General features: G+C 68.5%; 20 protein-coding genes and 1 pseudogene. 13 read left to right on the forward strand and 8 right to left on the reverse strand.

Annotated features, from left to right (window positions below):
* The first annotated feature begins 512 nt into the window (after positions 1–512).
* Positions 513–1,121: a JAB domain-containing protein gene (locus tag WME97_RS26650; protein WP_437541254.1), complete on the forward strand. Its 609-nt coding sequence runs from the start codon at positions 513–515 to the stop codon at positions 1,119–1,121.
* 136 nt (positions 1,122–1,257) lie between these two features.
* Here WME97_RS26650 and WME97_RS26655 read toward each other — a convergent pair whose 3' ends face one another.
* Positions 1,258–1,581 carry a hypothetical protein gene (locus tag WME97_RS26655; protein ID WP_437541257.1) on the reverse strand — a complete coding sequence of 108 codons (324 nt, stop codon included), beginning with the start codon at positions 1,579–1,581 and terminating at the stop codon, positions 1,258–1,260.
* Positions 1,582–2,242: 661 nt separating this feature from the next.
* Here WME97_RS26655 and WME97_RS26660 point away from each other — a divergent pair.
* Positions 2,243–2,500, forward strand: a complete 258-nt coding sequence (locus WME97_RS26660) for a helix-turn-helix domain-containing protein (protein WP_437555502.1) — start codon at positions 2,243–2,245, stop codon at positions 2,498–2,500.
* Between the two features lie 9 nt (positions 2,501–2,509).
* On the opposite strand, the gene WME97_RS26665 is transcribed toward WME97_RS26660, so the two are convergent.
* Entirely contained in the window at positions 2,510–2,818 is a 309-nt protein-coding gene (locus WME97_RS26665; RefSeq protein ID WP_437541259.1) for a helix-turn-helix domain-containing protein, read from the reverse strand.
* A 485-nt stretch (positions 2,819–3,303) separates the two neighbouring features.
* Here WME97_RS26665 and WME97_RS26670 point away from each other — a divergent pair.
* Positions 3,304–4,233 (forward strand): annotated as a pseudogene (locus WME97_RS26670) (IS1 family transposase); the annotation flags it as partial.
* A gap of 385 nt (positions 4,234–4,618) precedes the next feature.
* Here the strand turns inward: WME97_RS26670 and WME97_RS26675 are convergent.
* On the reverse strand, positions 4,619–4,915 hold the full coding sequence (locus tag WME97_RS26675; RefSeq protein ID WP_437541261.1) for a hypothetical protein: 297 nt from the start codon (positions 4,913–4,915) through the stop codon (positions 4,619–4,621).
* A 342-nt stretch (positions 4,916–5,257) separates the two neighbouring features.
* On the opposite strand from WME97_RS26675, the gene WME97_RS26680 reads away from it, so the two are divergent.
* On the forward strand, positions 5,258–6,604 hold the full coding sequence (locus WME97_RS26680) for a phosphorylase family protein (RefSeq protein ID WP_437541263.1): 1,347 nt from the start codon (positions 5,258–5,260) through the stop codon (positions 6,602–6,604).
* A gap of 581 nt (positions 6,605–7,185) precedes the next feature.
* On the opposite strand, the gene WME97_RS26685 is transcribed toward WME97_RS26680, so the two are convergent.
* Together WME97_RS26685 and WME97_RS26690 are read right to left on the reverse strand one after the other, a co-directional pair.
* Entirely contained in the window at positions 7,186–7,641 is a 456-nt protein-coding gene (locus tag WME97_RS26685; RefSeq protein WP_437541265.1) for a hypothetical protein, read from the reverse strand.
* A gap of 619 nt (positions 7,642–8,260) precedes the next feature.
* The gene (locus WME97_RS26690) at positions 8,261–9,079 is read right to left on the reverse strand and encodes a TetR/AcrR family transcriptional regulator (RefSeq protein ID WP_437541267.1); all 819 of its coding nucleotides are present in this window, start codon (positions 9,077–9,079) and stop codon (positions 8,261–8,263) included.
* Between the two features lie 276 nt (positions 9,080–9,355).
* Here WME97_RS26690 and WME97_RS26695 point away from each other — a divergent pair, with 276 nt between their 5' ends.
* From WME97_RS26695 to WME97_RS26710, 4 genes are read left to right on the forward strand one after another with little or no spacing between them, the layout of a single operon-like run.
* Positions 9,356–10,204, forward strand: coding sequence for an urea amidolyase associated protein UAAP1 (locus WME97_RS26695; protein WP_437541269.1), 849 nt, complete (start codon positions 9,356–9,358; stop codon positions 10,202–10,204).
* Positions 10,201–10,875: an urea amidolyase associated protein UAAP2 gene (locus tag WME97_RS26700; RefSeq protein WP_437541271.1), complete on the forward strand. Its 675-nt coding sequence runs from the start codon at positions 10,201–10,203 to the stop codon at positions 10,873–10,875. Before WME97_RS26695 ends, WME97_RS26700 begins: the two co-directional genes overlap by 4 nt.
* The gene (uca, locus tag WME97_RS26705; protein WP_437541272.1) at positions 10,872–14,528 is read left to right on the forward strand and encodes an urea carboxylase; all 3,657 of its coding nucleotides are present in this window, start codon (positions 10,872–10,874) and stop codon (positions 14,526–14,528) included. The genes WME97_RS26700 and uca overlap by 4 nt, the downstream gene beginning before the upstream one ends.
* On the forward strand, positions 14,521–16,086 hold the full coding sequence (locus WME97_RS26710) for an APC family permease (RefSeq protein ID WP_437541274.1): 1,566 nt from the start codon (positions 14,521–14,523) through the stop codon (positions 16,084–16,086). The genes uca and WME97_RS26710 overlap by 8 nt, the downstream gene beginning before the upstream one ends.
* Before the next feature lie 77 nt (positions 16,087–16,163).
* Here WME97_RS26710 and WME97_RS26715 read toward each other — a convergent pair whose 3' ends face one another.
* Entirely contained in the window at positions 16,164–17,738 is a 1,575-nt protein-coding gene (locus tag WME97_RS26715) for a hypothetical protein (RefSeq protein ID WP_437541276.1), read from the reverse strand.
* 511 nt (positions 17,739–18,249) lie between these two features.
* Entirely contained in the window at positions 18,250–19,389 is a 1,140-nt protein-coding gene (gene ssuD, locus WME97_RS26720; protein ID WP_437541278.1) for an FMNH2-dependent alkanesulfonate monooxygenase, read from the reverse strand.
* Between the two features lie 2 nt (positions 19,390–19,391).
* Here ssuD and WME97_RS26725 point away from each other — a divergent pair, with 2 nt between their 5' ends.
* The 4 genes from WME97_RS26725 (at position 19,392) to WME97_RS26740 (ending at position 22,432) form a co-directional block, all read left to right on the forward strand.
* Entirely contained in the window at positions 19,392–19,559 is a 168-nt protein-coding gene (locus WME97_RS26725) for a hypothetical protein (RefSeq protein ID WP_437541279.1), read from the forward strand.
* 176 nt (positions 19,560–19,735) lie between these two features.
* A complete protein-coding gene (locus WME97_RS26730; RefSeq protein WP_437541281.1) occupies positions 19,736–20,779 on the forward strand; it encodes a sulfonate ABC transporter substrate-binding protein in 1,044 nt (347 codons plus the stop codon).
* Positions 20,776–21,588 carry an ABC transporter permease subunit gene (locus tag WME97_RS26735; RefSeq protein ID WP_437541282.1) on the forward strand — a complete coding sequence of 271 codons (813 nt, stop codon included), beginning with the start codon at positions 20,776–20,778 and terminating at the stop codon, positions 21,586–21,588. Before WME97_RS26730 ends, WME97_RS26735 begins: the two co-directional genes overlap by 4 nt.
* 4 nt (positions 21,589–21,592) lie before the next feature.
* The gene (locus tag WME97_RS26740) at positions 21,593–22,432 is read left to right on the forward strand and encodes an ABC transporter ATP-binding protein (protein WP_437541284.1); all 840 of its coding nucleotides are present in this window, start codon (positions 21,593–21,595) and stop codon (positions 22,430–22,432) included.
* 84 nt (positions 22,433–22,516) lie between these two features.
* Here WME97_RS26740 and WME97_RS26745 read toward each other — a convergent pair whose 3' ends face one another.
* Complete coding sequence (locus WME97_RS26745; RefSeq protein ID WP_437541286.1) at positions 22,517–23,209, reverse strand: hypothetical protein; 693 nt, start codon at positions 23,207–23,209, stop codon at positions 22,517–22,519.
* A 422-nt stretch (positions 23,210–23,631) separates the two neighbouring features.
* Between WME97_RS26745 and WME97_RS26750 the strand changes: the two genes are divergently transcribed.
* On the forward strand, positions 23,632–25,458 hold the full coding sequence (locus WME97_RS26750; RefSeq protein ID WP_437541288.1) for a hypothetical protein: 1,827 nt from the start codon (positions 23,632–23,634) through the stop codon (positions 25,456–25,458).
* Positions 25,459–25,467: the final 9 nt, after the last annotated feature.

Here is a 25,467-nt window from a genome sequence, read left to right on the forward strand (position 1 = left end):
GGTCGGGTCGCCTCGGTCGCCTCAACCTGGTGGTGAGGGAATTTGAAGAAAACTGGGGGAGTTTGCCTTCAACCTCGCGCGGAAGGGCTAGGTTTCGGCCCGAAGTAAGTGCTGCCCGCGGGTGTTCCAGCACCCCGGGCAGCGTGGCCGCACCCCGCTCGCACGAGGTACGACATGCTCACCCTAGTACGTCCCGAGGACGTGGGCCAAGACGAAGCCCCGTCCAAGCCCCGCCGTCCACGTTCCACCGCCCTCACCGATGCCGAGGCCATGCGCCTCCGAGCCGCCCTCAGAAACCTGAAGGGGCTGTTTGGCTCGTGGGCCTGCCTCTCCGCTGTGATGGGCGTCCCAAAGACGACGATTACAAATTTCGTGTACGGCTCGCACCCGAGCACGACCCATGGGCTGGCCCTGCGCGCCGCAAAGGCCGCGGGAACGACGGTCGAGCAGCTCCTTGGCGGCCTCGCACCCGCTGATCGTTGCCCACATTGTGGAACAACCTTGGGGGCGCCATGACCGAGGTCACGAACGTCGACATCACGGCCGCAACCGAGGTCCAGCTCGTCGAACTCGTCCTGGGGGTGCCTGGGATCGGCGCGCAGCTCGTCACAGCGCACGGACTGCTTGGGGTTGCGCGGCTCAGTCCCCATGTACTGGCCGAGCGTGCAGAGATGGCCCTCCCGGACGCGACTCGGTTGGCTGCGGCCTTCGAGTTGGGTCGCCGTCTTCAAATGATCATGGGACAGCGCCGAAAACGGCTGAACACCCCCAAGGACATCGCCACGTTCTTTGCTCCGCGGTTCACCATGCAGGTACATGAAGAACTGTGGATCGGAGCTCTAGACGCCAGAAACGGTGTGCGTGGGGTTAGCCTCGTCTCTCGTGGGGGTCTCCACGGGACGTGGGTACGTCCTGCTGATGTTCTTCGGGTCGCTCTGGAGCTCGGCGCGGTCAATTTTGTAATGGTTCACAACCATCCGAGCGGAGATCCGAAGCCTACGGACGAGGACATCGTGCTGACGAACGAGATCGAGCACCGGGCGCACCTTATCGGCGTCGAGCTGGTCGATCACGTGATCGTCTGCCCGAGTGGGAAGTACGCCTCCGTTTTCAAGAGATAGACCTTCCCTCTGGTGTAGGGGAGGATCATGAGCGACATCAGCAATAACCGCGGGTCTTCCCCTGCCGCTCAAGATGAACCAGTCTTACCAACAGACCCAATCGTAGTCCGAGACGGTACACTCTTTGCCGTTGGCGTCAAACCCGAGGAAGTAGCCGCTGTTCAAGCCATGTTTGAACGGATTCAGGCCCATCGCCAAAGAACGGAGGCGATGGATGAGGAAACGGGACCAGAGGAATGATGTAAACCTCGTCTCCCTTCCTTATCATGCGCAGCACCTCCTCAGTGAATGTAAGGGCAGGCTCAGGCACCTCAACCGCATAGGCCGACTCGGAGAGGCGCCGGTGGCTGTACCGCTTGACAAATTCTTTGACCGCATCTCGCCTGGCTTCGGCGGCTTCGATTTCCTTGTTGGAGTCGTCGCGCGTGTGTATGTCGTAGGCAACGAGCAGGACGTGCATGGAAACGTCCTACTCCTGCATGGAGTAGGCGGGAAGCTCTATTTGTAACGGGAACCTCATCGAGGACAGCAGAAAACGGAGTCATTCGCGTTCCCTCGCCTCCGAAACAGGTGAGCGCAGCCGTCCGCCTCGGCAACCAGCTCGTCCTCATCAAAAGTGCCTCCCTCGTACGAGATCCGGTAGGGCGGTAGCCCCATCCCTGCGCACTCGGCATCAGGCTCACTTCCCCATGCCTTGCGTCGGATTTTGCCTCTGAGGGCAGCCGCTTTACTGGCTCGGGCACCGTCGTCAGTCGTATGACTGGCATCATACGCTTTGCGATCTGCTGCTCGTTGCGCGTCCAGCGCGGGCTGCATACTCTTAAGCTTTACTCCGGCTGCCTTCCCTGCTGTTGAGTTGGGGTCGGCTTTGACAGCCGCCTCGCACGCTCGCGTCGCTAAGACAAGCTCTCCCTTTTGTTCGAACTCTACACAGCGGGCGTACTCAGCCTCGGCTTTGTCGGTGCAGCCCCCGACAAACAGAACGACCGCCCCCAGAACGTGAACCCTCAGCATGTGTGCCTCCGTAGGACAAAAATCACATATGAGGGTTTTATCAGAAAGGCAACAGGGTCCGAACCACGGGCGTGCAGCCCGAGGACCCCGAGGATGTCATCGAGACCGTGGGGCGCCGGATCGCCGAGCTACGCGCTAGGTCCGGACGAACGCAGGCCGAGGTCGCTGAGGCCCTCGGAACGAGCGTCCCGAATTATCAACGCATCGAGCATGGGCAGCAAAATGTAACCATTCGCACAATGGTCAGGATCGCAAACGTGATCGGCGCCAGGGTGGCCGAGTTCTTTCAGGAGCCCGAGGCTCCGACGCCGGAGGCTCCTCAGAGGAGGCGGGGGCGACCGAGGAAGAGATCTGTGGCTGGATGATCGCCGCAGCTACTTTTTGGGCTTCCTGCCGCGCTTCGGAGGTTCCGTCTGCACGTCTCGGAGCGGCACGTCGAGGGGTACCTCATGTCCCGTCTCAACGAGATCCTTCACGGAGACGCCAAGCCGCCGGCCCAGCGAGAACAAAGTCTGGAGGGTCGGGTTTGCGGCGCCCCGTTCGATCTCGGCGAGAATGCGGAAGGCGACGACGCCGCTTGCAGCCTGCTCCTGGGTGAGACCGGCCTTCCATCGCGCCTTCCTTACATTCTCCCCTACCAGGCGCAGGTACTGCTCGTACTCCTCGTCCTCTTTTGTAGCCACAAATACAAATCCCACTCGTTGAGGCAGCGAGGGTACCTCGAAATTACTTGCGTCACACCGCCAATTGATTAAAGGCACCATCCGTTGGGTCGAACCCAACGACCAGACCTAGCGTGCATGCCCAAACGCAAAAGGGTCAGCCGCGGTAACGGCTGACCCTCGCGTCACCTTGGCACCGGGTCCTTAGCGACGCTCGACGAGATCCCTCTCGCCCATCCCGCGACTGGGACGCGCAGTACTACACCTGCACGGCCACAGGCGAAGGCTGATCTCGGCGCGCGTCCCAGCCGCCCCTCGGGGGCGCCGTGGAGGACCGCCGTGCACGTTTCACTCATACTGAAATTTAAGCCGAGGAGCCTCGTCCTCCTGGCGCTCCAGCTGGTACCCAAGGATGGCCTGCTGGCAGAGCAGACATTTCTTGTCCCAGCTCGTCCGGGGGGACCTGGATCGAATAAAAACCAACCACTATAGTGGAGCATATTCCGATGCCGAACGTGCTCCCTTCCGAAAAGCGACTGCGTGTTCTCGCCGGCTTGGTCGATGGGAACAGCGAACGTGCCGTTGAGAGAATGACCGGCGCGAGTTTGAAAACGATCCGATCACTCGCCCTTCGGCTAGGAGAAGGTGCACAACGGCTTCATGATCGAGTGGTTCGCGACTTACATATTAGTGCGATCCAAGTTGATGAAATATGGTCGTTCGTCCGGAAAAAGCAGGCTCGCGTCACTGAGAACGACCCGCCCGAAGTCGGAGAGGCTTATACGTTTGTGGCGCTTGACACAAATAGCCGCCTCGTCATTAGCTTCCTCGTCGGGCGGCGCGACGAAGCGAGCACCCAGGCGTTCATCAAAGACCTGCGTTCACGTCTTGTGGTGATGCCCGCAATGACATCTGACGGATTTGCTCCATACATTAGTGCGATCGGTTTCAATTTCGGTGCCTCGATAGACTACGCCCAATGTAAGAAAAATTACACGCGACAGGGGCGCCGGGACGACGACCATAGGTATGAGCCGCCGAGAGATCCGTTTATCAAGAAAACAGTGATCTCCGGTGCGCCAAGTTTAGATCGAGCGAGTACAGCTTACGTTGAGCGCCAAAATCTGACCATGCGTCATCAGATCGGTCGGATTCGGCGACTCTGCTTGGCGTTTTCAAAAAAGCTAGAGAATCACAAGGCAGCAGTGGCACTCGCCTACACTCACTATAATTTCTGTCATATTATAAAGACACTCCGAGTGACTCCGGCCATGCAGGCGGGCATCACCGATCACGTCTGGTCGCTTGAAGAATTTATGGACGTGATCCTTCAGGAACCCGAGGGCGGGAAGCCGACGCCGAAGCCGCTTGCGGTGCGGCTGCCCGAGGGGCCGGCCCGGGAGTTGCCGGGCGGACGTGGTTGGCTCAGGCTCGTATAGAGGACATACTCAAGCGGTGTCCATGTACCCATGGACACCAGATCTGACAGGTTCTTTGAACGCGCCTATTTTCATATTAGCAATAGTGGAATGACCCTGGCAATCGTCGAGGAAAAATCCCAGGGTGGAGGGTCGTTCCAGTTTCGGATGGATGTGACGTTCCGCTCGTTTGGTACCGGGGTAACTTTCTCCTTTCCACTCGGAAATCCGTCAATGGTGGATTGGATAATCAGTGCTCTTCAAAGGACAAGGGATCGGATGAAGGATCCCGCCTATGAGTCCGGTTACCCGTGGACGGACAATGGATGGATGAGGATTCTATATGAGAGTGGAAGACCGCTCGACACGAACGCAGATGGCCGCTTCGGCGGGGGTTGAGTAGCTACTCCGCTCTCCATAAATGCTCTTCAATCCAGCGCGTCACCGTACGTTCTGCACTTTCATCGACATCGCGTCCCTCAAAAGGAGGATTCAGCGTGAGCACGTAGTGTCTACCCTTCCCTTTGGGGATGATTTTGCCGATGGTGGCACTCACATCTTTTACGCTTTTATTGGTCGTGTAAATGGCATAGGCCGATTGAGTCACGAGAATACCGCCCAAGTCCTCTTTGATGGTCTTCCGCAACTCCGAACCAACTCGATCGTCGTCTACATCGTAGGTAATCAACAGGACAGGCACGCGGAACCTCCTGGAGATGAACCGACTCCGCGTACTCCTGGTTGGTTCGCGCCAAAAGAGAACGTGCGTTCAGTTGTATATGGAAACTGAACCAATGAGCCGGTGACGCCCTTGCAGTAGTCGAGCCCAAACCAGCTCGGAGTGACGGCGCGGGCGCGGCCTGCAACAGGAGCTAAATTGTTATACTGCTTACATATGGATGGTTCGGTCAAGGTTGAAACCAGGGCGTAGGTGCGCCTACCATCATCGGCGGCACCCCTCGCTCATCGTGTGCCCCAGCTCACTATGCACCCCCAAAGCAGCATCGCTATACAGTATTCCGCTCGGGCACCCGCAGATGCGGTGGACGAGCTGCACATCGGGCTGTTGGGGCTCACGCCGGACGTCCAAGTGATCAAGCGTGAAGGAGGGCCATTCGCAGCCTCCGAATGGGCCATTCCTGCCGCTGTGGCACTGTTCGTCAGTGCAAGTGTTCTTAACGGTTTTTTACACGAACTGGGCGCTGAGGGTGCAAGGGCCCTAAAGAAGACGCTCGCGAATCTTTTCGCACGAACCAAGGCAGTTCCAGTCGAAATAGTCGCATCCGACGGCGCGAAGGTCCCTAGCAGTCTTCCCATCGTCAGCATATTTCTACCGTTGGCGGAAGAGAGGAGATCCGGCGTCGAATTTATCTTCCCGGATACCTTGGACGACCGTGCCTTCTCTAAGGCCATTGAGGATCTTCGTGCTGAGTTTGGGCACGCGCAACAGAGCGAATACATGTCGACGGGCCCTGCGGAAGAAACGCTCGGCGGCGTAAGTGTAAGATATTCCTACGGTCCCCGTTTGAAGAGGTATGTCTACCTGGCGGAATCAGCGCAGTGGGTCGAGATATCGCGATTGGCACATCCCAGTCCATCGCGGTCCGCAACCACTGGGATTCCTGACATGCCTATCGACTTCGCCATCCTGACCGCCATCGAGGTCGAGCGCCGGGCTGTATGTGCAGCCTTCCGCTTGGGCGACAGCGATCGGGTCAGGAAGGGCTCCAGGGTCTACTGGCGAGGCCGTCTCCCGCTCAAGAACGGCGAATTCTACCAACTTGTGGTGTCCCAGGCTCCCGACATGGCCAACGTGGACGCTGCGCTCCTCGCCTCCGACACGCTTCATCACTGGATGCCGGGCGCCGCTCTGCTGGTCGGGATCGCCGCGTCCGCCCACAAGGACGTCCGTCTTGGTGATGTCGTTGCCGGAAGTGACGTCTACTACTACGAGCGGGGGAAGGTTACTCCTGAGGGAACCAAGCCCGAACCCAAGATCATCCCCGCAGATGCGACCCTCTGGAGCAACGTCTGTGCGGTACCTGATTGGGATGGCAGCGTGGCCGAGAGTCGCCCCGATGGAATCGACGATCGACCAAAGCTTCACTACGGGGTCATCGCTTCGGGGGAGAAGGTCATCGCCGATGCAGCGGTGCGGGACGAGATCGCGTCCGGGCACCGGAAGACCATGGCCATCGAGATGGAGGGCTACGGGTTCAGCCGGGCCGTCTGGCAGAGCTTCGAGCGGGTGCGTCACCTGGATATCCGGGCTATCTGCGATGATGCGAGCCGGAGTAAGGGTGATGGCTGGCACAAGTATGCCGCAGCGGCTGCGGCGGGATTCGCCAAGCACTTGCTGCTGGACAGACCACTTGAACCACGCCCTTAGAACGCCCGGAGCCGGACGCGGCAACTTCGGGCGGTAAGGACATCGCGCTACTGTCAAGACATGCGAATCCGCTTTCGCATGTCCTGAGTCAGTTTCCGCTGCTAATGCCCACGCTTCTGGTCCTGAGCCTCATCGCGTTTTTGATCCTGCTGAATATGAGAAGCCTGTGGGCTGGCGCCGCCGCGTTCGGTGTCTTCAACGTGGCGCTCATGCAATTCATGGCTTCGAGGAATGTCGAAACTTTATTCAGGATCGCTCGCTGGTGCGTGATGATTCTGATCGTGTCGCTTTCTATAGCATCAATGATGTACTACGGATGCTTGCCATCGTTCTGATCTCGATGGTGCGTCGCTCGCATTGACCTTCGCTTTCCGCTAACCAGGCTCAACGAGCGTGTCATTTAGAATGCCGTGAGGAATCAGCGAGGTTCGGTCAGGCGACGGTAGGGCCGGAACCTCGCGTTTCTGTCGGGCTGCGGGATCGTGCGTCTCCGTGATCTGACGCCGCACGGATGCGGTTTGCGATCCTGGAGACGGCACTCGCTGACCGACGGTGCTTCTCGGTCACCGTCGGTCCGGTTGTTAGAGCACGCCGAGAAGCTTGTCGGAGCCGATTGTGAAGCGACTCGCCATGGCAGCTAGAGATTGAGGCCATCCCTTCGCATGGCCCCAGTCGCCGTCCTGCACGTTCCAGTCCTTGAGGATCTGGTGCTGATACTGATGCGCAACCTCGTGCCACAGATCAGTGCGCCAAGCGGGCCATTCGTCACTATGGCGATCCCAGCAGGTCGGAGGGAACGGTGGCTGGACCGCCCTCCAGTAGTCGAGGTCGCCTTGCTCCTGCGGGAGCACAATGTGGGTAGGCGTGTAGCCCGGCGTGGCGTTGCGCCTGTCGGTCCCATACGCGCTCGTTCCTCCAGCCCCGCTGTCATCGACGACGTATACGTCGAGCGGGAGCGGGCGGAGCCCGAATAAAGCGACGAGATTGTCGTACTCGGCGTGGATGATCTTCCGGATCTCATCGACCATGACAGACATGCTAGCAGTGTACCACCGGAGCCCACAGCGGGAGCGTCACGTCGAGGTCAGCGGCAAGCGGATGTAGGCGTATGTCGGACAAATCGTCGATGGGGACCCCAGGCGGGGGTCCCCGCGGTGTAAACCCGAGGTTTGTGCGCGATGCCCAAAGTGAGGGAGTTTGAACCCCGGAAACTGAGGGAGTTCCAGCAAGACTGAGGTACCTCCCCCACTACCCTCAACCTGGGTCGGGTCGCCTCAACCTGGGTCGAGTGGGCAATCCGGCGATCCCAACCTGGGTCGGGCAATCTCAACTGGGTGGTCGCCTCAACCTGGGTCGGGTCGCCCAGCGGCCCCAACCTGGGTCGGGTCGACGGTTCCGCTCAACCTGGGTCGGGCAATCTCAACCTGGGTCGGGTCGCCAACCCGGGTTGGGTCGCTCCGGGTCGCTCTCTCAACCTGGGTCGGATCAGCTGGGATCAGCTGGGTCAACCCGGGTCGGGTCGCCTGCTCAACGTGGGTCGGGTCCGCTGGGTCAACCCGGGTCGGTCGCCTGGGTCCCCTCAACCTCGGTCGGGTCCCCTGCTCAACCTGGGTCGGATCGCCGGGTCGGGTCGGATCGCCTCGGTCGGCTCCCCCCTCAACCTCGGTCGGCTCCCCTTGCCTTCCTCCGGAGCGCCGCCAGCCTCGACGGCCGCACCAGCAGCCCGCCCACCGTCTGATCCGCCACGAGCTCCGCGATCTGCTCCGGCCCGTAGCCCAGCGCCGCGGGATCGCTGGCCGCGAGCGGATGCACGCGCCCTCCTCCCTCGGGACGGCACCAGTTCTGCACGCTCTCGTCCTGCGCCAGCACCGTCAGCGCGCACAGGTAGGCGTCCACCTCGCGGAACCTCCCCTCCCCCATCCCGCGCCCCACCATCGCGGCCACGGCCTCGGTCAGCGCGCGCCGCTCGGCCCAGTACGTCGCGAACGCCGCCGGATCCCGCTCGCTGAACCGGTGGATCTCCGTGATCTCCAGCGGAAACCCGCACACCGTCTGCACGTCGAAGCGCACGAAGCGCCATAGCTGCACGTCCGCCGTCTCGCCGGTCGCCTCGAGGCTCCGCGCGTACGACAGCGGCAGCCGGTTCACCTGCTGCAGGATCTCCGCGACGATCAGCTCCTTGCGCCGGAACCAGTAATACAGCGACGACTGCCGGAGCCCCGCCGCCTGCGCGACCTCCAGCATCGACACCTCGGCCACCCCCCGCTCGGCGAACAGCCGGCCCGCCACCTGCAGAATCTGCTCCCGCGGCGCGAGATCGCTCCGCTGCGGCGCCTTGCGCGGCCGGCCCATGCGGCGCGGGCTCCCCTCGGCCTTCTGCTGGCCTCCGGCGTTCTGCCCCCCTTCCGCCGGCTGCCTTCCCTCGGCGCTGTGCCTGCCGTCGGTCTTCGGAGGAGGAGCCATCTCTGTCTTCATCGTCATCGTCCGAGGTGGCCATCACGCAGCCGCGCGATCGCCGTCGCGCCCTCATGCCGCCTCGCCCTCCCGCGCGTCAATCGGCTCCGCGCTCGCCGCCCTGCGCCATCCGCTCTTCATCACCCAATCCACCACCCACACCGCCACCGAGAAAATTCACCACCTCCGGGAAAAAGCGCTCGCGCCCTGCATTTTACCCTCGCGAAACAGCCTGGAAACCCTGGCCCCGGATAGTCGGCCCGTAGTTTCGATTGTCTATCGAAAGTGAGGCGGGCAATGTCTGAAACGGCCACAACGTACGCCGCGCGCGAGCACGCGCGCGCTCAGGAAGGCAGCGTCGTCGAGACGCGACCCACCGTGCCGAGCACGTCGATCGGCGATCCGCCGGCGGGCGTCGAAGCGCGCGACGTCCTCTGGGAGGAGACCCTCGGCGCCGGCGGTTACGCGGCGCGCACGCTCCCCGTCGGCAGCCGGCTCCGGCTCGTCGACCTCGAGGGCGACACCTGCGTCGCCCTCGTGCTCCACCGCGCGGATCGCCCCATCGAGCGGCTCTGCCTCCCCGACACCGTGAAGCTCCAGTGGCAGGCCTATCCCGGCCCTGGCTACCTGCTCCTCTCGGACATGGGGCGTGTCCTCGCCTCCCTCCTCGAGGACACCGCGGGCCGCCACGACACCTTCTGCGGCACCTCGCTCCCTGCCGAGATCGAGTCCCGCCATGGCAGCGACGCCCACGGCGGCGCCCTCCGCGCCGGCCGCGAGCGGCTCCTCCTCGCCCTCGCCAAGCACGGCCTCGCCGAGCGGGATCTGCCCACGGCCATCAACCTCTTCAAGGGCGTCCGCATCGAGGCCGACGGCGCCATCACCTTCCTGCCCGACTCCTCCCGGCCGGGCGCCCACGTGCTGCTCCGCGCCGAGCAGGACGTCCTCGTCAGCGTCGCCGTCGTGCCGCACCGCCTCGACCCGCGCCCGACCTACCGCGCCGGCAAGGTCCGCCTGACCGCGTGGCGCGGCCGCCCCGCCGCCGACGACGACCCCGTGCGCAACGCCACGCCCGAGGCGCGCCGCGCCTTCGAGAACACCGCCGAGGAGCTCGCGCTCGGCCTTCGGGCAGGAGGCGCGCGATGAGCCCCGCCGCCACCCCCGGGAAGCCGGTCGCCGCCCTGCGCGACCCCGCCCTCGCCGGCCTGTCCGGCGCCCTCGTCTCCGACGAGATCGTCCCGGCCCGCGCGCCGTGGGCCAGGATCGTCCACGCTGGCGAGATCGTCCGTGTCATCGACCTCGAGGGCAACCAAGCCGTCGACTTCCTCGCCTACGTCCTCGCCGACACCGCCGAGCGCTACAGCGCCGCAGACACGATCGTCGCCCAGCGCAACATCTTCCTCACCACCGGCGCGCGGCTCCGCTCCAACCGCGGCCGCGTGATGATGACCGTCACCGACGACAGCTGTGGCCGCCACGACACCTCGGGCGGCGCCTGCTCGTGCGAGTCGAACACCGTCCGCTACGGCCACCACACCAAGCACCAGCACGCCTGCGTCGAGAACTTCCTCCTCGCCGCCGCGCCCTACGGCCTCGGGAAGCGCGACCTCGTCGGCAACATCAACTGGTTCATGAACGTGCCCGTCGAGGCCGACGGCACCCTCGGCATCGTCGACGGCCTCTCCGCGCCCGGCAAGCACGTCGATCTCCGGGCCGAGCTCGACCTGCTGCTGCTCGTCTCGAACTGCCCGCAGATCAACAACCCCTGCAACGCGTTCAACCCGACCCCGATCCGCGCGGTGGTGGTGCGGCCATGAGCGCCATGGCCCCGCCCTTCCGCCGCGTCCTCGTCGCCAACCGCGGCGAGATCGCGTGCCGGATCCTCCGCACCCTCAAGCGCCTCGGCGTCGCGTCGGTCGCCGTGTTCTCCGACGCCGACCGCGCCGCCCTCCACGTGCGGCTCGCCGACCACGCCGTCCGCCTCGGCGGCCAGACCCCCGCCGAGAGCTACCTCCGCATCGACGCCGTGCTCGACGCCGCCCGCAGCGCCGGCGCCGACGCGATCCACCCAGGTTACGGTTTCCTCAGCGAATCCGAGGGCTTTGCGCGCGCCGTCGAGGACGCGGGCATCGTCTTCATCGGCCCGACGCCGGGCCAGATGGAGGCCTTCGGGAGCAAGCACCGGGCACGGGAGATCGCCGTCGAGGCGGGCGTGCCGCTCCTGCCGGGCACCGGCGTGCTCCGGGACGCGGACCACGCCGCCGCCGAGGCCGCGGCCATCGGCTACCCCGTGCTGCTCAAGGCGAGCGCCGGGGGCGGCGGCATCGGCATGGCCCGCTGCGACGGGCCGGCGGAGCTCCCGGCCGCGTTCGAGCGGGTCCAGCGCCTCGCCCGCTCGAACTTCGGCTCGGGCGAGGTGTTCCTCGAGCGCTTCCTCGCCGCGCCCCGGCACGTCGAGGTCCAGATCGCCGGCGATGGCCGCGGGAACGTGCTCGTCCTCGGCGATCGCGACTGCTCGGTCCAGCGCCGCAACCAGAAGGTCCTCGAGGAGGCGCCCGCGCCCGACCTGCCGCCGCGGCTGCGCTCCGCCCTCGCGGAGTCGGCCCGCGCCCTCGCCGCGAAGGTCGCCTACCGCAACGTGGGTACGGTCGAGTTCCTCGTCGATCCGGCCCGCGCCGAGCACTACTTCCTCGAGGTCAACACGCGCCTCCAGGTCGAGCACGGCGTGACCGAGCTCTGCGCCGGCGTCGACCTCGTGGAGTGGATGCTGCGCATCGCCGCGGGCGACACCGCGTTCTTCGCCGGCGGCGACCCGGCGCTCCGCGGCCACGCGATCGAGGCCCGCCTCTACGCCGAGGACCCGGCGCGGGGCTTCCTGCCGAGCGCGGGCCTGCTCACCGAGGTTCGCACCCCCGAGGGAGGGGGCGTGCGGGTGCGCGTCGACGGATGGGTCGAGACCGGCACCGAGGTCTCCGCGCTCTACGATCCGCTGCTCGCCAAGCTCCTCGTGCACAGCGCGGACCGGGCCGCGGCCGTCGCGGCGCTGCGCGCCGCCGTCGAGGAGACCCGGATCGGCGGGATCGAGACCAACCGCGAGTGGGTCGCGGTCGCGCTCGATCACCCCGATTTCCGCGGCGTCCGGCACCACACGGGCACGTTCGCGTCGCTGCCGTTCCGCCCGCCGACGATCGAGGTGACCGCCTCGCCGGGCGCGGTGACCGTGCAGGACTGGCCCGGGCGCCTCGGCCTGTGGTCGGTCGGCGTCCCGCCGAGCGGGCCGATGGACGACCTGTCGTTCCGGCTCGGCAACCGCGTCGTGGGCAACCTGGGTGGCGCCGCGGGGCTCGAGTGCGAGGTGCACGGGCCCACGCTGGTCTTCCACCGGCGCGCCGTCGTTTGCGCCGCGGGCGCCGCGATGCGCGTGCTGGTCAACGGCACCGAGGTTGCGCCGTGGACGCCGGTCGAGGTCGCGCCTGGCGCCACCGTGGCCTGCGGGCCCGTGCGGGGGCCGGGCGCGCGCGCCTACCTGCTCATCCGCGGCGGCATCGACGTGCCGGCGCACCTCGGCAGCCGCGCCACGTTCACCCTCGGCGGCTTCGGCGGCCACGCCGGCAGGCCGCTCCGCCCCGGCGACGTGCTGCGCCTCGGCGAGGAGGTCGACCCCTCCCTCGACCCCGGCGCGCTGCCGCCCGAGGCCCGGCCGGAGATCGGCAGATCCTGGGAGCTCGCCGTGCTCGACGGCCCGCACGGCGCGCCGGACTTCCTCACGCGCGACGGGATCGAGCAATTCTACGAGACCGAGTGGGAGGTCCACTACCACTCGGCCCGCACCGGCGTCCGCCTCGTCGGGCCCGCGCCGAAATGGGCGCGCACCGACGGCGGCGAGGCCGGGCTGCACCCCTCGAACCTCCACGACAACGCCTACGGCATCGGCGCTGTCGATCTCACCGGCGACATGCCTGTCATCCTCGGCCCCGACGGCCCGAGCCTGGGCGGGTTCGTGTGTCCGCTCACCGTCGCCGCGGCCGAACGGTGGAAGCTCGGCCAGCTGAGCGCCGGGGACAAGGTGCGGTTCCGGTCGATCGTGCCCGCCGAGGCCGACGCGCTGGCGCAGCGGTGCGACGCCCTCGTGGCCCTGCGCGGCGGAGCCACGAAGGAGGCGCCCGCGACGCCGACCGCGCCGCGGCGACCGCGCGGCGAGCCCGTGCTGGGCCGCGTGCCGGCGCGCGACGACCGCCCCGCGGTGGTCTTCCGCCAGAGCGGCGACCGCTACGTGCTCGTCGAGTTCGGCCCGCCGGTGCTCGACATCGACCTGCGCGTGCGCGCGCACCTGCTCATGGCGCGGCTCGAGGAGCTCCGCCTCCCCGGCGTCGTCGACCTGACGCCCGGCATCCGCTCACTCCAGGTGCACGTCGACGGCGCGCGCCTCACCGTGGCCAAGGCCCTCGACCTGCTCCGCGAGGTCGAGGCCGACCTGCCCGCCCAGGCCGAGGTCCGGATCCCGAGCCGCATCGTCCACATGCCCCTCAGCTGGGACGACCCGGCGACGCGCGAGGCGATCGAGCGCTACATGCGCGCGGTCCGCGACGACGCGCCCTGGTGCCCGAGCAACCTGGAGTTCATCCGCCGGGTCAACGGGCTGCCCGACATCGCGGCGGTCCGGGAGCTCTTCCTCGCGGCGAGCTACCTCGTGCTCGGCCTCGGCGACGTGTACCTCGGCGCGCCGGTCGCGACGCCGCTCGATCCGCGCCACCGGATGGTCACCACCAAGTACAACCCGGCGCGCACCTGGACGCCCGAGAACGCCGTCGGCATCGGCGGCGCGTACCTGTGCATCTACGGCATGGAGGGGCCGGGCGGGTACCAGTTCCTCGGCCGCACGGTGCCGGTCTGGAGCCGCCACCGGCCGTTCCGGCAGACCACGCGCGAGCGGCCCTGGCTCCTGCGCTTCTTCGACCAGCTCCGCTTCCACCTCGTGTCGCCGGAGGAGCTGCTCGAGCTCCGCGCCGACATGGTGGCCGGGCGCGGCGAGGTGCGCATCGAGGAGACCACGTTCGACCTGGGCGAGCACCACCGCTTCCTGGCCGAGAACGCCGGGCCCATCCGCGCGGCGCAGGCGCGGCAGCGGGCGGCGTTCGACGCCGAGCGCGCCCGCTGGGAGGCGGACGGCGAGTTCGACCGCGTGCGCCGCGCGGGCGCCCGGCTCGAGGGCGCATCGTCTGCCGCCGACGACGCCATCCCCGCCGGGGTGCTGCCGGTGACGGCGCCGCTCACCGCGTGCGTGTGGAAGGTCGACGTGGCCGAAGGGCAGCGCGTCGAGGCGGGCCAGCGCCTGGCCGTGCTCGAGGCGATGAAGATGGAGTTCCCCGTGGTGGCCGACGTGGCCGGAGCGGTCGGCTGGATCGGCTGCCGCCCGGGCCAGATGGTCAGCGCGGGCCAGCCGCTCGTGGGGGTGTCGGCCGATGCGTGACCCCATCTCGACCGCCGCGCCCGCGCCGGCGCCCGTCGCGGAGGACCGCGGCGACGCCGAGGACCTCGCCCGCCTCGGCTACCGCCAGGAGCTCCGGCGGGACCTGGGAAGCCTGTCCGCCTTCGCTGCGGGCTTCTCGTACGTCTCGATCCTCACGACGGTCTTCCAGCTCTTCGTGATCGGGTACGCCTTCGGCGGGACGCGGTTCTTCTGGACGTGGCCGGTCGTCTTCCTCGGCCAGCTCGCCGTCGCGCTCAACCTCGCCGAGATGGGCTCGCGTTACCCGGTCGCCGGCTCGGTGTACCCGTGGGGCCGCCGCGTCTGGGGCGGCGCGCCGGGGTGGCTGGCGGGCTGGCTGAAGCTCGTCGGCGACGTCGTGAGCGTCGCCGCGGCGGCCATCGCGCTGCAAGCGATCTTGCCGAGCGTTTGGAGCGGATTCCAGCTCCTTGGAGGCGACCCGTCGCTCACGTCGCGCGACGGCGCCGCGAACGCCGTGCTGCTCGGCGCGGGGCTCATCGTGCTCACGACGGCGATCAACATGGCCGGGGTCAAGGTGATGGCCTGGGTCAACGACGTCGGCGTGATGGCGGAGCTCGGCGGCGTCGCGCTGCTGCTCGTGGCGCTGTTCCTGAGCGCGGTGCGCGGCCCCGGGGTGGTGCTGGAGCCCATCTACGGCCCGCCGTCGTCGCTGGGGACGGGGGTGGCGGGCCTGCTCGCGGCCGCGCTGATGCCGGCGTACGTGCTGTACGGCTTCGACTCGGCCGGCTCGCTGGCCGAGGAGACCCAGAACCCGCGGCGGATCGTCCCGCGGGCGATCCTGAAGGCCGTCGTGGCCTCCGGGGTTGGCGGCGCGCTGCTCCTCGTCGCGGCGCTGATGGCCGCGCCGAGCCTGACCGACGGCCGCCTCGCCACGGAGGGCCTCGCCTACGTGGTCGTCGGCGCGCTCGGCCCGGCGCTGGGCAAGGTCTTCCTCGTCGACGTGGCGTTGGCCGTGTGCGTCTGCACGCTGGCGATCCAGACCGGCGCCTCGCGCCTGACCTTCTCGATGGCGCGGGACGGCGCGCTGCCGTGCGCGCCGGCGCTGTCGCGCGTGTCGCCGCGCACGAAGACGCCCGTCGCCCCGGCGATCGTTGTCGGCGCGCTCGCGAGCGGCATGCTCGTCGTGAACTACGGCGAGGCGCAGCTGTTCGTGCTCATCACGGAGACGGCCGTGCTCCTCGTGAACCTCTCGTACCTGGTCGTGACGGCGGGGATGCTCCTCCGCCGGCTGCGCCGGTGGCCGGGCCTCGCCGGGGCGCCGGCCGGGGTGTTCTCCCTAGGCCGCGCCGGTCTCGCGCTGAACGCCGCGGCCGTGGCCTGGGGGGTCGCGCTCATCGCGAACATCGCCTGGCCGCGACCCGACGGCGCCGAGGCGACGTGGATGGAGTACTTCCCGGTGCTCGGGGTCGCCGCCACGCTCGTGGTCGGGCTCGGGGTGTTCGTCGCGACCCAGAGGCCGGGAGGAGAGCGGGTTGCCATCGGTCAGCCCGGAGAGCGCTCGGCCTCGCTGACCTCCTGAGGCGGGCTGTTCCGGCGGCGAGCTCGAGCGGACCTGAGCGGAGGCCGCCGGAAGCGCCGAAAGGGGCGAGAGCGCGATCAGGGAGCGGGCGTCACGCTGAGCGCGCCCGAGGCGCTGAGGGACGCCTTGTAGTTCCCGGGCGCAGGGTAGGTGATGCGGAACCCTGCGAGGTCGGGCGAGAGGGTCTTCGTCTCGCCCGACGCCTGCGTGCCGCCGGCCGGCACCCAGTACTGGGTGCACGGATCCCACTGCCCGGCGGTGTGCGTCTGGACGAGCGTGCAGACGTCTCCACCATTCTGGGTCGCGATGCTCTGGCTGACCTGGTACGTGAGCACGAGGGCGCCGTTGTCCTCCGTGAGCTTGGTCGCTGCGTTCATCGAGGTCGCGTCGGTCGCGCCGCACTTCAGGTACCAGTGGCTGGGCGCGTCGGCGCAGGCGGGGATCGGCGCGGCCGCCGTGCCGCGGGTCACCTTGACCGTCGCCTCGGACGGCGAGACCCCGAGCAACGAGATGGCCAGGTTCGCGTCGCGATCGACGAACGTATGACCCCAGGGGAGCGCCTCGCGCGAGACGTTCGCGGGATAATTAGCTACGTTGATCGGCACGGAGGGCGTCATGTTGACGATGCGCGTCGGGGTCCCCTCCAGCGTGCCCCGGTGCACGACGATTCCGCTCGCGACCGGCGAGCCCGCCGTGAACCGCTGGGAGTCGAAGAGGCCGAGCGGCTGGCGATACTCAACCTGGTACGTCTCGTCCCCGCCGGGGATGGGGACGACGAGCCGCTGCACGCCGTCCGAAGCCAGCTCGATCGGCTTGACGCTGACGATGGAGGTCCCGCTCGCGCTGACGGTCGCGGTGTTCTCAGGCTCGAACCAGCCGAGCCGCGCCTTCTCCGGAGCATTGTAGTGCAGGAACTGCCCCCCCATCGTGCTGAACGAGTCACCGTATTCCTGCCAGCAACTCGTGTTCCCTGGGTTGAGCTGGCCGCTGTTTGCGCACTTGGGCAGATTGGGCTGCGCGCAGCTCGGGCTCATCGACACCCAGTTCCCAGCAGCGTCGGCGCAATTCAGCAGGTCGGCGTGGTTCAGGCCCAGGTTGTGCCCCAGCTCGTGTGCCATGGTGCCAGAGTCCTCGGCGTGGTAAAAATACGTATTGGAGAACAGGGCTCCAGCTCCGTCGCCACACCCCGCCGGCACCTCGGCGAGAAAGAACATCGTGTGCTGGTAATTGGCCTCCACGTAGCCCCCCGCCTGCGCGGCCATCGCCCTGCCCAGCTCCACGTAGTTGGCGTGCTGGGCGCAGACCGGGGTCCCCACGTCGAGCTCGTACCAGCCGTAAAAGTCCCCGTCGGTGTGGTTGTGACCGGTCAGGTGCATCTTTCCGTAGGAGGCTTCACGGAAGAACTTGTCGGTCGAATCCGCGTTGCCAAAGAGGCGGTCATACACCTGTTCGATGGTGTAATCCGGACTCGCTCCGTTCTTGAACTGGATGAAGATCGCCGCGACCTTGCGGCCACCGATGACGGCGGGCTGCTGGACGGCCGAGATCGACTCGACCTCGTCCACCTCGCCCTCCATCGCAGTGCCGCAGGCGGAGACCGCGAGGAAGAGAGCAAGAAACCCGCTGCGATGGGTGAACGAGACGTTGCGCATTGTACCTCTGTGGTGTCGAAAAAAAGCGCGTGGCAGTGCCGGACGCGAGCGTGCATGGAGTCACGGACTCCAGACCTCGAACCCACGCGCAGGCTCGGAGCTCACGACGTGACGATCGGCCGGGCCGCCTTCGAGGGAGTCCTCGAAGGCAGCGGGCCCGGGGGAAGGTCCAGACGCTTCGGGGCCGTCAAGCCCCGGCCGCGGGACCTGCGTGGACCGGGTTCATCGAACCCTCTTCTGCTCACTGGATGCGGCCAGGCCCGGTCGCCCTTCACGAAATCGTGACGGCCCCGCCGATTCCCGGACGAAGCCACCGCACAGGGGCACCGCGGTCCCGTCCCGAACCGCCAGGCCGCGCAACGCGTTCATCGAGGGCCCCGACCCGGCCCTCCTCGATGCCTTTGCGGCGTGCATCGAGGAGGCGATGAGCGACCTCGATCTGCTGCGGCGCGCCCTCGACGACGCCGACCCCGAGGAGCTCGAATGACGTCTCGGGGCGGGGCCTTCCGCCTCAGCTCTGCGATCGGTGCGGGACGATGTCGTTGGCGATGATCTCGCCGAACGGCCCCGTGAGGTTCGGGCGGACGCCTGCGGCCCTCCGCTCGACGGGGAGCCGCGGGAAGAGCAGCTCGGCGACCCGATAGGCCTCTTCGAGGTGCGGGTATCCCGACAGGATGAACGTCTCGATCCCGAGCTCCGCGTACTCCTTCATGCGGCGCGCGACCGTCTCCGCGTCGCCCACGAGCGCCGTCCCGGCGCCGCCGCGCACGAGGCCGACACCGGCCCAGAGGTTCGGGCTCACCTCGAGGGCGTCGCGCCGCCCCTTGTGCAGCGCCGCCATGCGCCGTTGCCCCTCGGAGTCGAGGCGCCCGAAGGCCTGCTGCGCCGCGGCGATGGTGCTGTCGTCGAGGTGCCGGATCAGGTCGTTCGCGGCGGCCCACGCCGCCTCGGCCGTCTCGCGGACGATGACGTGCAGGCGGATCCCGAAGCGCACCGTGCGCTGCTCCGCGGCCGCGCGGCGGCGCATGTCCGCGATCTTCTCGGCCACGGCGGCCGGAGGCTCTCCCCAGGTCAGGTAGACGTCGACGTGGCGCGCCGCGAGCGCGTGCGCCGCGGGCGACGACCCCCCGAAGTAGAGCGGCGGGTGCGGCGCCTGGAGCGGCGGAAAGAGGATCTTCGCGCCCTTCACGCGCAGGTGCTGCCCCGTGAAGTCGACCGTCTCGCCCGCCATGACCCGCCGCCAGATGCCGAGGAACTCGTCGGTGACGACGTAGCGCTCGTCGTGCTTCAGGAAGACGCCATCCCCCTCGGACTCCGCCGGATCGCCGCCGGTCACGACGTTGACGAGCAGGCGGCCGTCGGACAGGCGATCGACCGTGGACGCCATGCGGGCGGCCCACGTGGGCGAGACGACGCCCGGCCGCACGGCGACGAGGAAGCGAAGCCGCTGCGTCAGCGGGATCATGGCCGACGCGACCGCCCAGGCGTCCTCGCACGATCGCCCGGTGGGGACCAGCACGCCGTGATAGCCGAGGTCGTCGGCGGCCTGCGCGATCTGACGAAGATAAGGGAGCGTGACGGGGCGCGCGCCCTCGGCGGTGCCAAGGTAGCGGCCGTCCCCGTGCGTCGGGAGAAACCAGAAGACGTTCATCGATGGAGAAGCTCCTCGCCCGTGCGTCGCCGGGTCAGGCGCGCGAGAGCACGATCCGCACCGCGCGCCGCCGCGCGCTGGAGCCCGCGGCGCCAAGGGACCTCGCCGGGCAGCCCGCCGCGACGCCGCTGCTCCCCCAGCAACATCAACTGCTGATCGATTGCTGCTGAAGCAGCAATCGACCGCTCCTCGACGGGTGCTCCCCGGCGGAGCGCCACGCCTCGACCTGGCACAGCGGCTGCTGGACCGAGGTTTACGCTGCGCATCCGTCATAGATGCAATTTTACATCATGAAGACAAATCCTTACGTGCTGACGTGGGTTGTAGAGGAGGCGAAAGAGCCCTCATGATCAGGTACATCTCGTTCACGACGGTCCGCTCCGCGCTGCTGGGCTGCGCAGCTCTCTCGAGCTTGTTGCTGCTCGGGTGCGGCCGCGACGGCGGCGAGGCGGGCGCCACGGGCGAGAAGGCGGCGAACGCCGGAGAGGCGGCCGAGGACACGCGGGCGGCAGTGGTGGTGCGGCTGGGGTACCAGAAGATCGGCACGCCGTTTCTCCTCAAGGAGCGCGCGGAGGCCCTGACGAAGGCGCTCGAGGCGAGGAACGCCCGCGCCGAGTGGGTCGAGTTTCAGGCCGGTCCTCCGCTGCTCGAGGCGATGCGCGCGGGCGCCGTGGACGTCGGCCACGTCGGCGAGACGCCGCCGGTGTTCGCGCAGGCGGGCGGCGTGCCCTTCGTCTATGCCGCCAGCGACGCGCCGGCGCCCAGGGCCGAGGCGATCGCCGTCAAGAAGGACTCTCCGATCCGCACGCTCGCGGCCTTGAAAGGCAAGCGCGTCGCCCTCAACCGCGGCTCCAACGTGCATTACCTGCTGGTTCGAGCCCTCGAGAGCGCCGGGCTGACGCTGGACGACATCCAGGTCGTCTTCCTGGCGCCCGCCGACGCGCGGACCGCGTTCGAGGGTGGCAATGTCGATGCCTGGGTGATCTGGGATCCTTTCCTGGCAGCGGCCGAGCTCGCCGGGGCCCGTGTCCTCCAGGACGGCGAGGGGCTCGTCGACAACCGCCTCTTCTATGTCGTCCGGCGAGAGTTCGCGGAAGAGCAGCCGGCGATCTTGCAGATCGTGTTCGACGAGTACCGCGCGCTGAGCGCCTGGGAGGACGGGCACCGCGAGGAAGCCTCGCAGATCCTCGCGAGGTCTTCGGGGATCTCGTACGAGGCGTTCCTGCGGTCCGAGCACCGGCGCGCGTTCCAGATCCTGCCGATCACGCCCGAGATCGTGCAAAGGCAGCAGGCCATCGCCGATACGTTCCACAAGCTCGCGATCATCCCGCGCGACATCCGCGTCGAGGAGGCGCTCCTGCCGGGCGCCGCGATCGGAGGCGCGCGATGACGGCCGGCGAAGGGCCGATTCGAGGCGGCGCGGTGCGCGGGCTCGGCGTGCGCATCGCTCCCTGGCTGGCCCCGCTGGCCCTCGTGATCCTCTGGGAGGTCCTGTCGCGGCTGCAGATCATCCCGAAGAGCCTGCTGCCGTCGCCCCTCGAGGTGCTCGTGGCCGCCTCGAACGCCACGAGGAGCGGCGATCTGCCCGCGCACCTCGGCGTGAGCGCGCTGCGGGCGGTGGGCGGGCTCGTCGTCGGCGCGGCCGTCGGGCTCGCGCTCGGCCTCGGCACGGGGCTGTCGCGCCCGCTGCAGCTGGTCATCGACGGGCCGCTTCAGATGCTCCGGGCGATCCCCGCGCTGGCGCTCGTGCCGCTCGTGATCCTGTGGTTCGGGCTCGGCGAGACCGCGAAGCTCTTCATCGTCGCGATCACGGTGCTGTTCCCCGTTTACCTGAACACGTTCCACGGGGTGCGCAGCGTGGATCCGCAGCTCATCGAGATGGCGCAGGTCTATGACGTGCGGGGGTTCGCGCTCTACCGCGAGGTCATCTTCCCGGGCGCGCTCCCCTCGATCCTCGTGGGTCTGCGCTTCGCGCTCGGGCTCTCGTGGCTCGTGCTCATCGTCGCGGAGACGCTCGGCGCGAGCCAGGGCCTCGGCTATGTCGCGATGAACGCCCGCGAGTTCATGCAGATGGATCTCCTGGTGCTCACGATCGTGCTCTGGGCCATCCTCGGCAAGCTGGCCGACTCGCTGGCGCGGTGGCTCGAGCGCCGGCTCCTGCCGTGGCAGCCGCCGCTGCAGCGGCTCGAGGCGAGGTGAGCGAATGAGCGGTTCGGGCGATCAGACCGCCGGCGCGCGCGTCGTGCTGGAGCAGGTCGACAAGCGGTACGGCGACCGGCTCGCGCTCTCGGGCATCGAGCTCGACATCCGCCCTGGCGAGCTCGTGACGATCGTCGGGCGGAGCGGCTCGGGCAAGAGCACGCTGCTCCGCGTCCTGTGCGGCCTCGAGCAGCCGACGCGCGGCGCGGCGCGCGTCCTGGCCTCGAGGGAGGTCGCGGCGCGCGAGGCGGTGCGCGTCGTCTTCCAGGAGCCCCGGCTGCTGCCCTGGCGCACGGTGCTGGAGAACACGTGCATCGGCGGGCCGAGAGGGCGCGACGCGCGCGCGCGCGACGTGCTCGACCGGGTCGGGCTCGGAGATCGGCTGAACGACTACCCGGGCGTGCTCTCGGGAGGTCAGCGGCAGCGGGTCGCCCTCGCGCGCGCGCTCGTCCACGACCCGAAGGTGCTGCTGCTCGACGAGCCGTTCGGCGCGCTCGACGCCCTGACGCGGATCGGGGCGCAACGCCTCGTCGAGTCGCTGTGGGCGCAGCGCCGCTTCACGGCCATCCTGGTGACGCACGACGTGGAGGAGGCGGTCCTGCTCGGAGATCGCGTGCTGGTGTTCGACGAGGGGCGCATCGTGGAGAGCGTCGCGGTGGATCTGCCGCGCCCACGGGCCAGGGAGGTCCCGGAGGTCGGCCGCCTCGCCGGCGTGCTCCTCGACGCGATCTTCAGGAGATCCCCGGAAGAAGCAGGGCTGTCACGGCGCGCCTCGCGCGTGGACGCCGCCCTGCATGCGACGACCCTCTTGGCTCCCACCGGCCTCGGGGTTGCTCGCCATTGACTGGATCCCTCGCTCCGACGCCACAGGCCCCGAAGGAGCGTTCGCACCTTCGAGCTATTTCCGGACGTCGGGCAATCGTACAGCCTAATATGCCTTCGGCCGGTTTCCCTTGGCCGTCCGGCGCACAAGCTTCATCCGCTCGATTCCCCGGGGCTCGAACACGAGCGTCTCGGTCCAGGCCCAGGACTTGCCGCCGGGCCCCGTCGTGCCGGCAGCCTCGTAGTCGACGGTCGTGCGCGTGCCGACGGTGGAGAAACTGAGCTCGACGAGGACCTCCTGTTGATATGCTGCATCCGGCTTCTGCGAACACCTGCTCGGCATGTCTTCCTGGAACCAGCGGCGCAGGAAATCCCGGTGTTTGCCCTCGCACTGATAGCCAAAGCCCAGGGCCGAGGTATACGGGCAGTCCAGGTGACCTCTCGCGTCGTCGGCCGGCAGCTCGGCCCACTCGCAGTGGCTCACGAGCTCGGCCGACACATACCCGACGGCGGCGCGCTCGGCCTCCGAGAGGCACGCGACAACGTCCTTGGCGACGACCGGCGTGCAACACCCCTCCGTCCAGTACAGCTTCGTGGGTCGGTCGTGCGGGGTGCACGACGGCGCATCGACGGTGGCGCTGGGTGCGGGCGCCGGCGGCGGCGTCGCGGAGGGTTGCGGGGCGGAGATCGACGCTTGGATGGGGAGCGATGTCTGGGCGGGCGCTCCGGACGAGCGCTCTCGCGTGCACGCCGCGACGCACACTGCCGTGACCAGGATGGCAAAGCGCCTTCGCTCCACGGTGGTCCGTGGGGCCCACGCGCCCGTCACGTCGCCTGCGCGCCCAACGTCGGTGAGCCGTGGCGAGGAGCGGGCGCCGCCTGCGGCTCGTCCGGCGCACGGGCTCGCGGGGCTCGGCGTTCGCGGTGTGCGCACGGGTCCAGCTCAGCAGATGGCCGAGGCGATGGCCAGCGGGGCGCATGGCGACCGCCCGCCTGGTGATCCCCGTCGGGGGGCCTGGTAAGGGTGGCCCAGGAGACCCTCCCTGCATGATGGCTTCGCGGCTCGCGCTCCTCCCCCTCCCGCTCCTCGTCGCTTCGTGTGGTCCCGCCGCCGGGTCGGCCCCCGCGGCGCTCGCGCCGGCCTGGGTCGCCATCCCCCCCGCCCCGCTGGAAGCGCCCGCGCGCGCCGCGAGCGCGCCGGCCGTGGAGCCCTCGGCTCCGATGGCGTTGCCGATCGCCGCGATCCCGCCGGCAACCTGGGTCGAGCCGCCCCTGGGAGAGCAGGAGCGGGCCAGGGCCGGTCGGGACCCGTTCCGCGAGCACACCGAGATCGCCCTCGGCGAGCACGTGGCGATCTTCGCCGCGAAGGGAGGCGGCGCCGACCCTGCGGGCGGAGCGTTCGCGGTCGACGAGAAGCTCGGCGTCGTCGGCCCACTGAAGCTGCCCGCAGGCTTCACCTGGGTTGGGGTCGGCGGCCCGCAGATCGACGCGCTCTATGCGGCCACGCCGGAGGGCGCTCTCCACCGTGCCGCCGGCGTCCGCGATGCGCTGAGGGCGGACGGCTTCGAGCCGCGCGGCAGCGTGCCTGGCGCGACGGCCTGGGACGCCGCTGGCGCCCTCATCGCGGCCGCGGCCGGAGAGCGCGTCAGCGTCTCCGCCGACGAGGGCCGCAGCTTCACCTCGGCCGTCGTCGCGCCTGGCAAGGCGGTGCGCGCGGTGCTCGTGCGACCCGACGGCGTGCTCGCGGCCGTGGTCCAGGCGCCGACGCGTGGTCAGCAGCCGGCGGCGCCCGACACGTTCCTCTCGCTGGATCGCGGGCAGACCTGGAAGCGATCTGCGTTCCAGCCGCGATCGATCGAGCGCGCAGGATCCTGGATCTGGAACGGCAATGCGAACTGCCCCGCCGTGCTGAGCCGCGACGGCCAAGCGTGGACCAGGACCGCTGCTGCGTCCTTATATACCGCGTCCTTGTACGCCCGACCCACGTTGGGCATCGCGCTGCACCTCTCCCCCACGATCCGCGCCATCGAGGCCGGCTCGTTCCGCTCATCCGTCGCCCCGCCAGCGCCCGAGCCGCCCGGGCGCGGCGACACCGCGGTCGGGCGGGAGCCGCGGTGCAAAAGCGACGACGGGGGCGTCGTGGGCGGTATCGGACTCATGGGCGCGGCTGGCGTCTCGTGCGGAGGCGCGCTCTGCCTGCTCGAAAGCGCCACGCCGCGGCCACAGCCGACACGCACACAAATCGCGACGTTCGGCGACGGGATCTGCGAACCGACGAGCGCGCGACCGCCCGGCAGCGCCTGCGTCGCGCACCTCAGGCGGCCACCGACGTTCGCGGTCGTCGACCACATCGCGAGCACCGTGATGCCGGTCGCGGCGCCCGAGGGGTGCCCGCAGCCGGTCGCGCTGCACAACGCGGCCGGCATCGGCGTGCTGATCTGCCGCGGAAGCAGCGGGGGCGCGACCCTCTTCGTGCGGGGCGCGCAAGGTGCATGGCACGCGGAAGGGAGCCAGGCGACCCCGGCCGAGGCGCTCAAGTGGATCGCCGCGGCGCCGGATGGCACGCTGCTCCTGCTCGAGCCGACGCCGCCCGCAAGCGCCAGGCAGCGCGAGCCGCTGCAGGCGCTCGTGCGAAGCCCGCTGCCGCTCGGCGCACCGCAGGCGTGGCGCCGGATCACGGCACCGGACGGCGTCGCGGCACTTCCCGTTCCCGGCGGCGCGGCGCTCCTCGCGAGCTCGCCCGCGGCCTCGGCCGGCAGACGCCTCGATGTGACGCTGGATCGCCCAGGGCAGCCGGCGCTCCCCCTGGCGCGCGACGTGGAGGTCTCCCAGGACCTGACGCTGATGGAGATGCGGGACGGGCAGATGCGGTTCCGCGTGCGTCCAAATCCTGCGCCGGACGTCAATGGAAGGGTGGGGCCCCCGCCCCCCGAACCGCGGGATCCGCGCTGGCACGTGCTGACCCACGGCGGCGAGCTCGTGCTGGAGACGCCCTCCAGGCCGAAGCCTCCGACCGAGGGCCGCCGGATCGGCCCCGCGGGGCGCTAGCGCCGCGTC

Source organism: Sorangium sp. So ce367, assembly GCF_051520455.1.
Lineage (GTDB): Bacteria > Myxococcota_A > Polyangia > Polyangiales > Polyangiaceae > Sorangium > Sorangium cellulosum_B.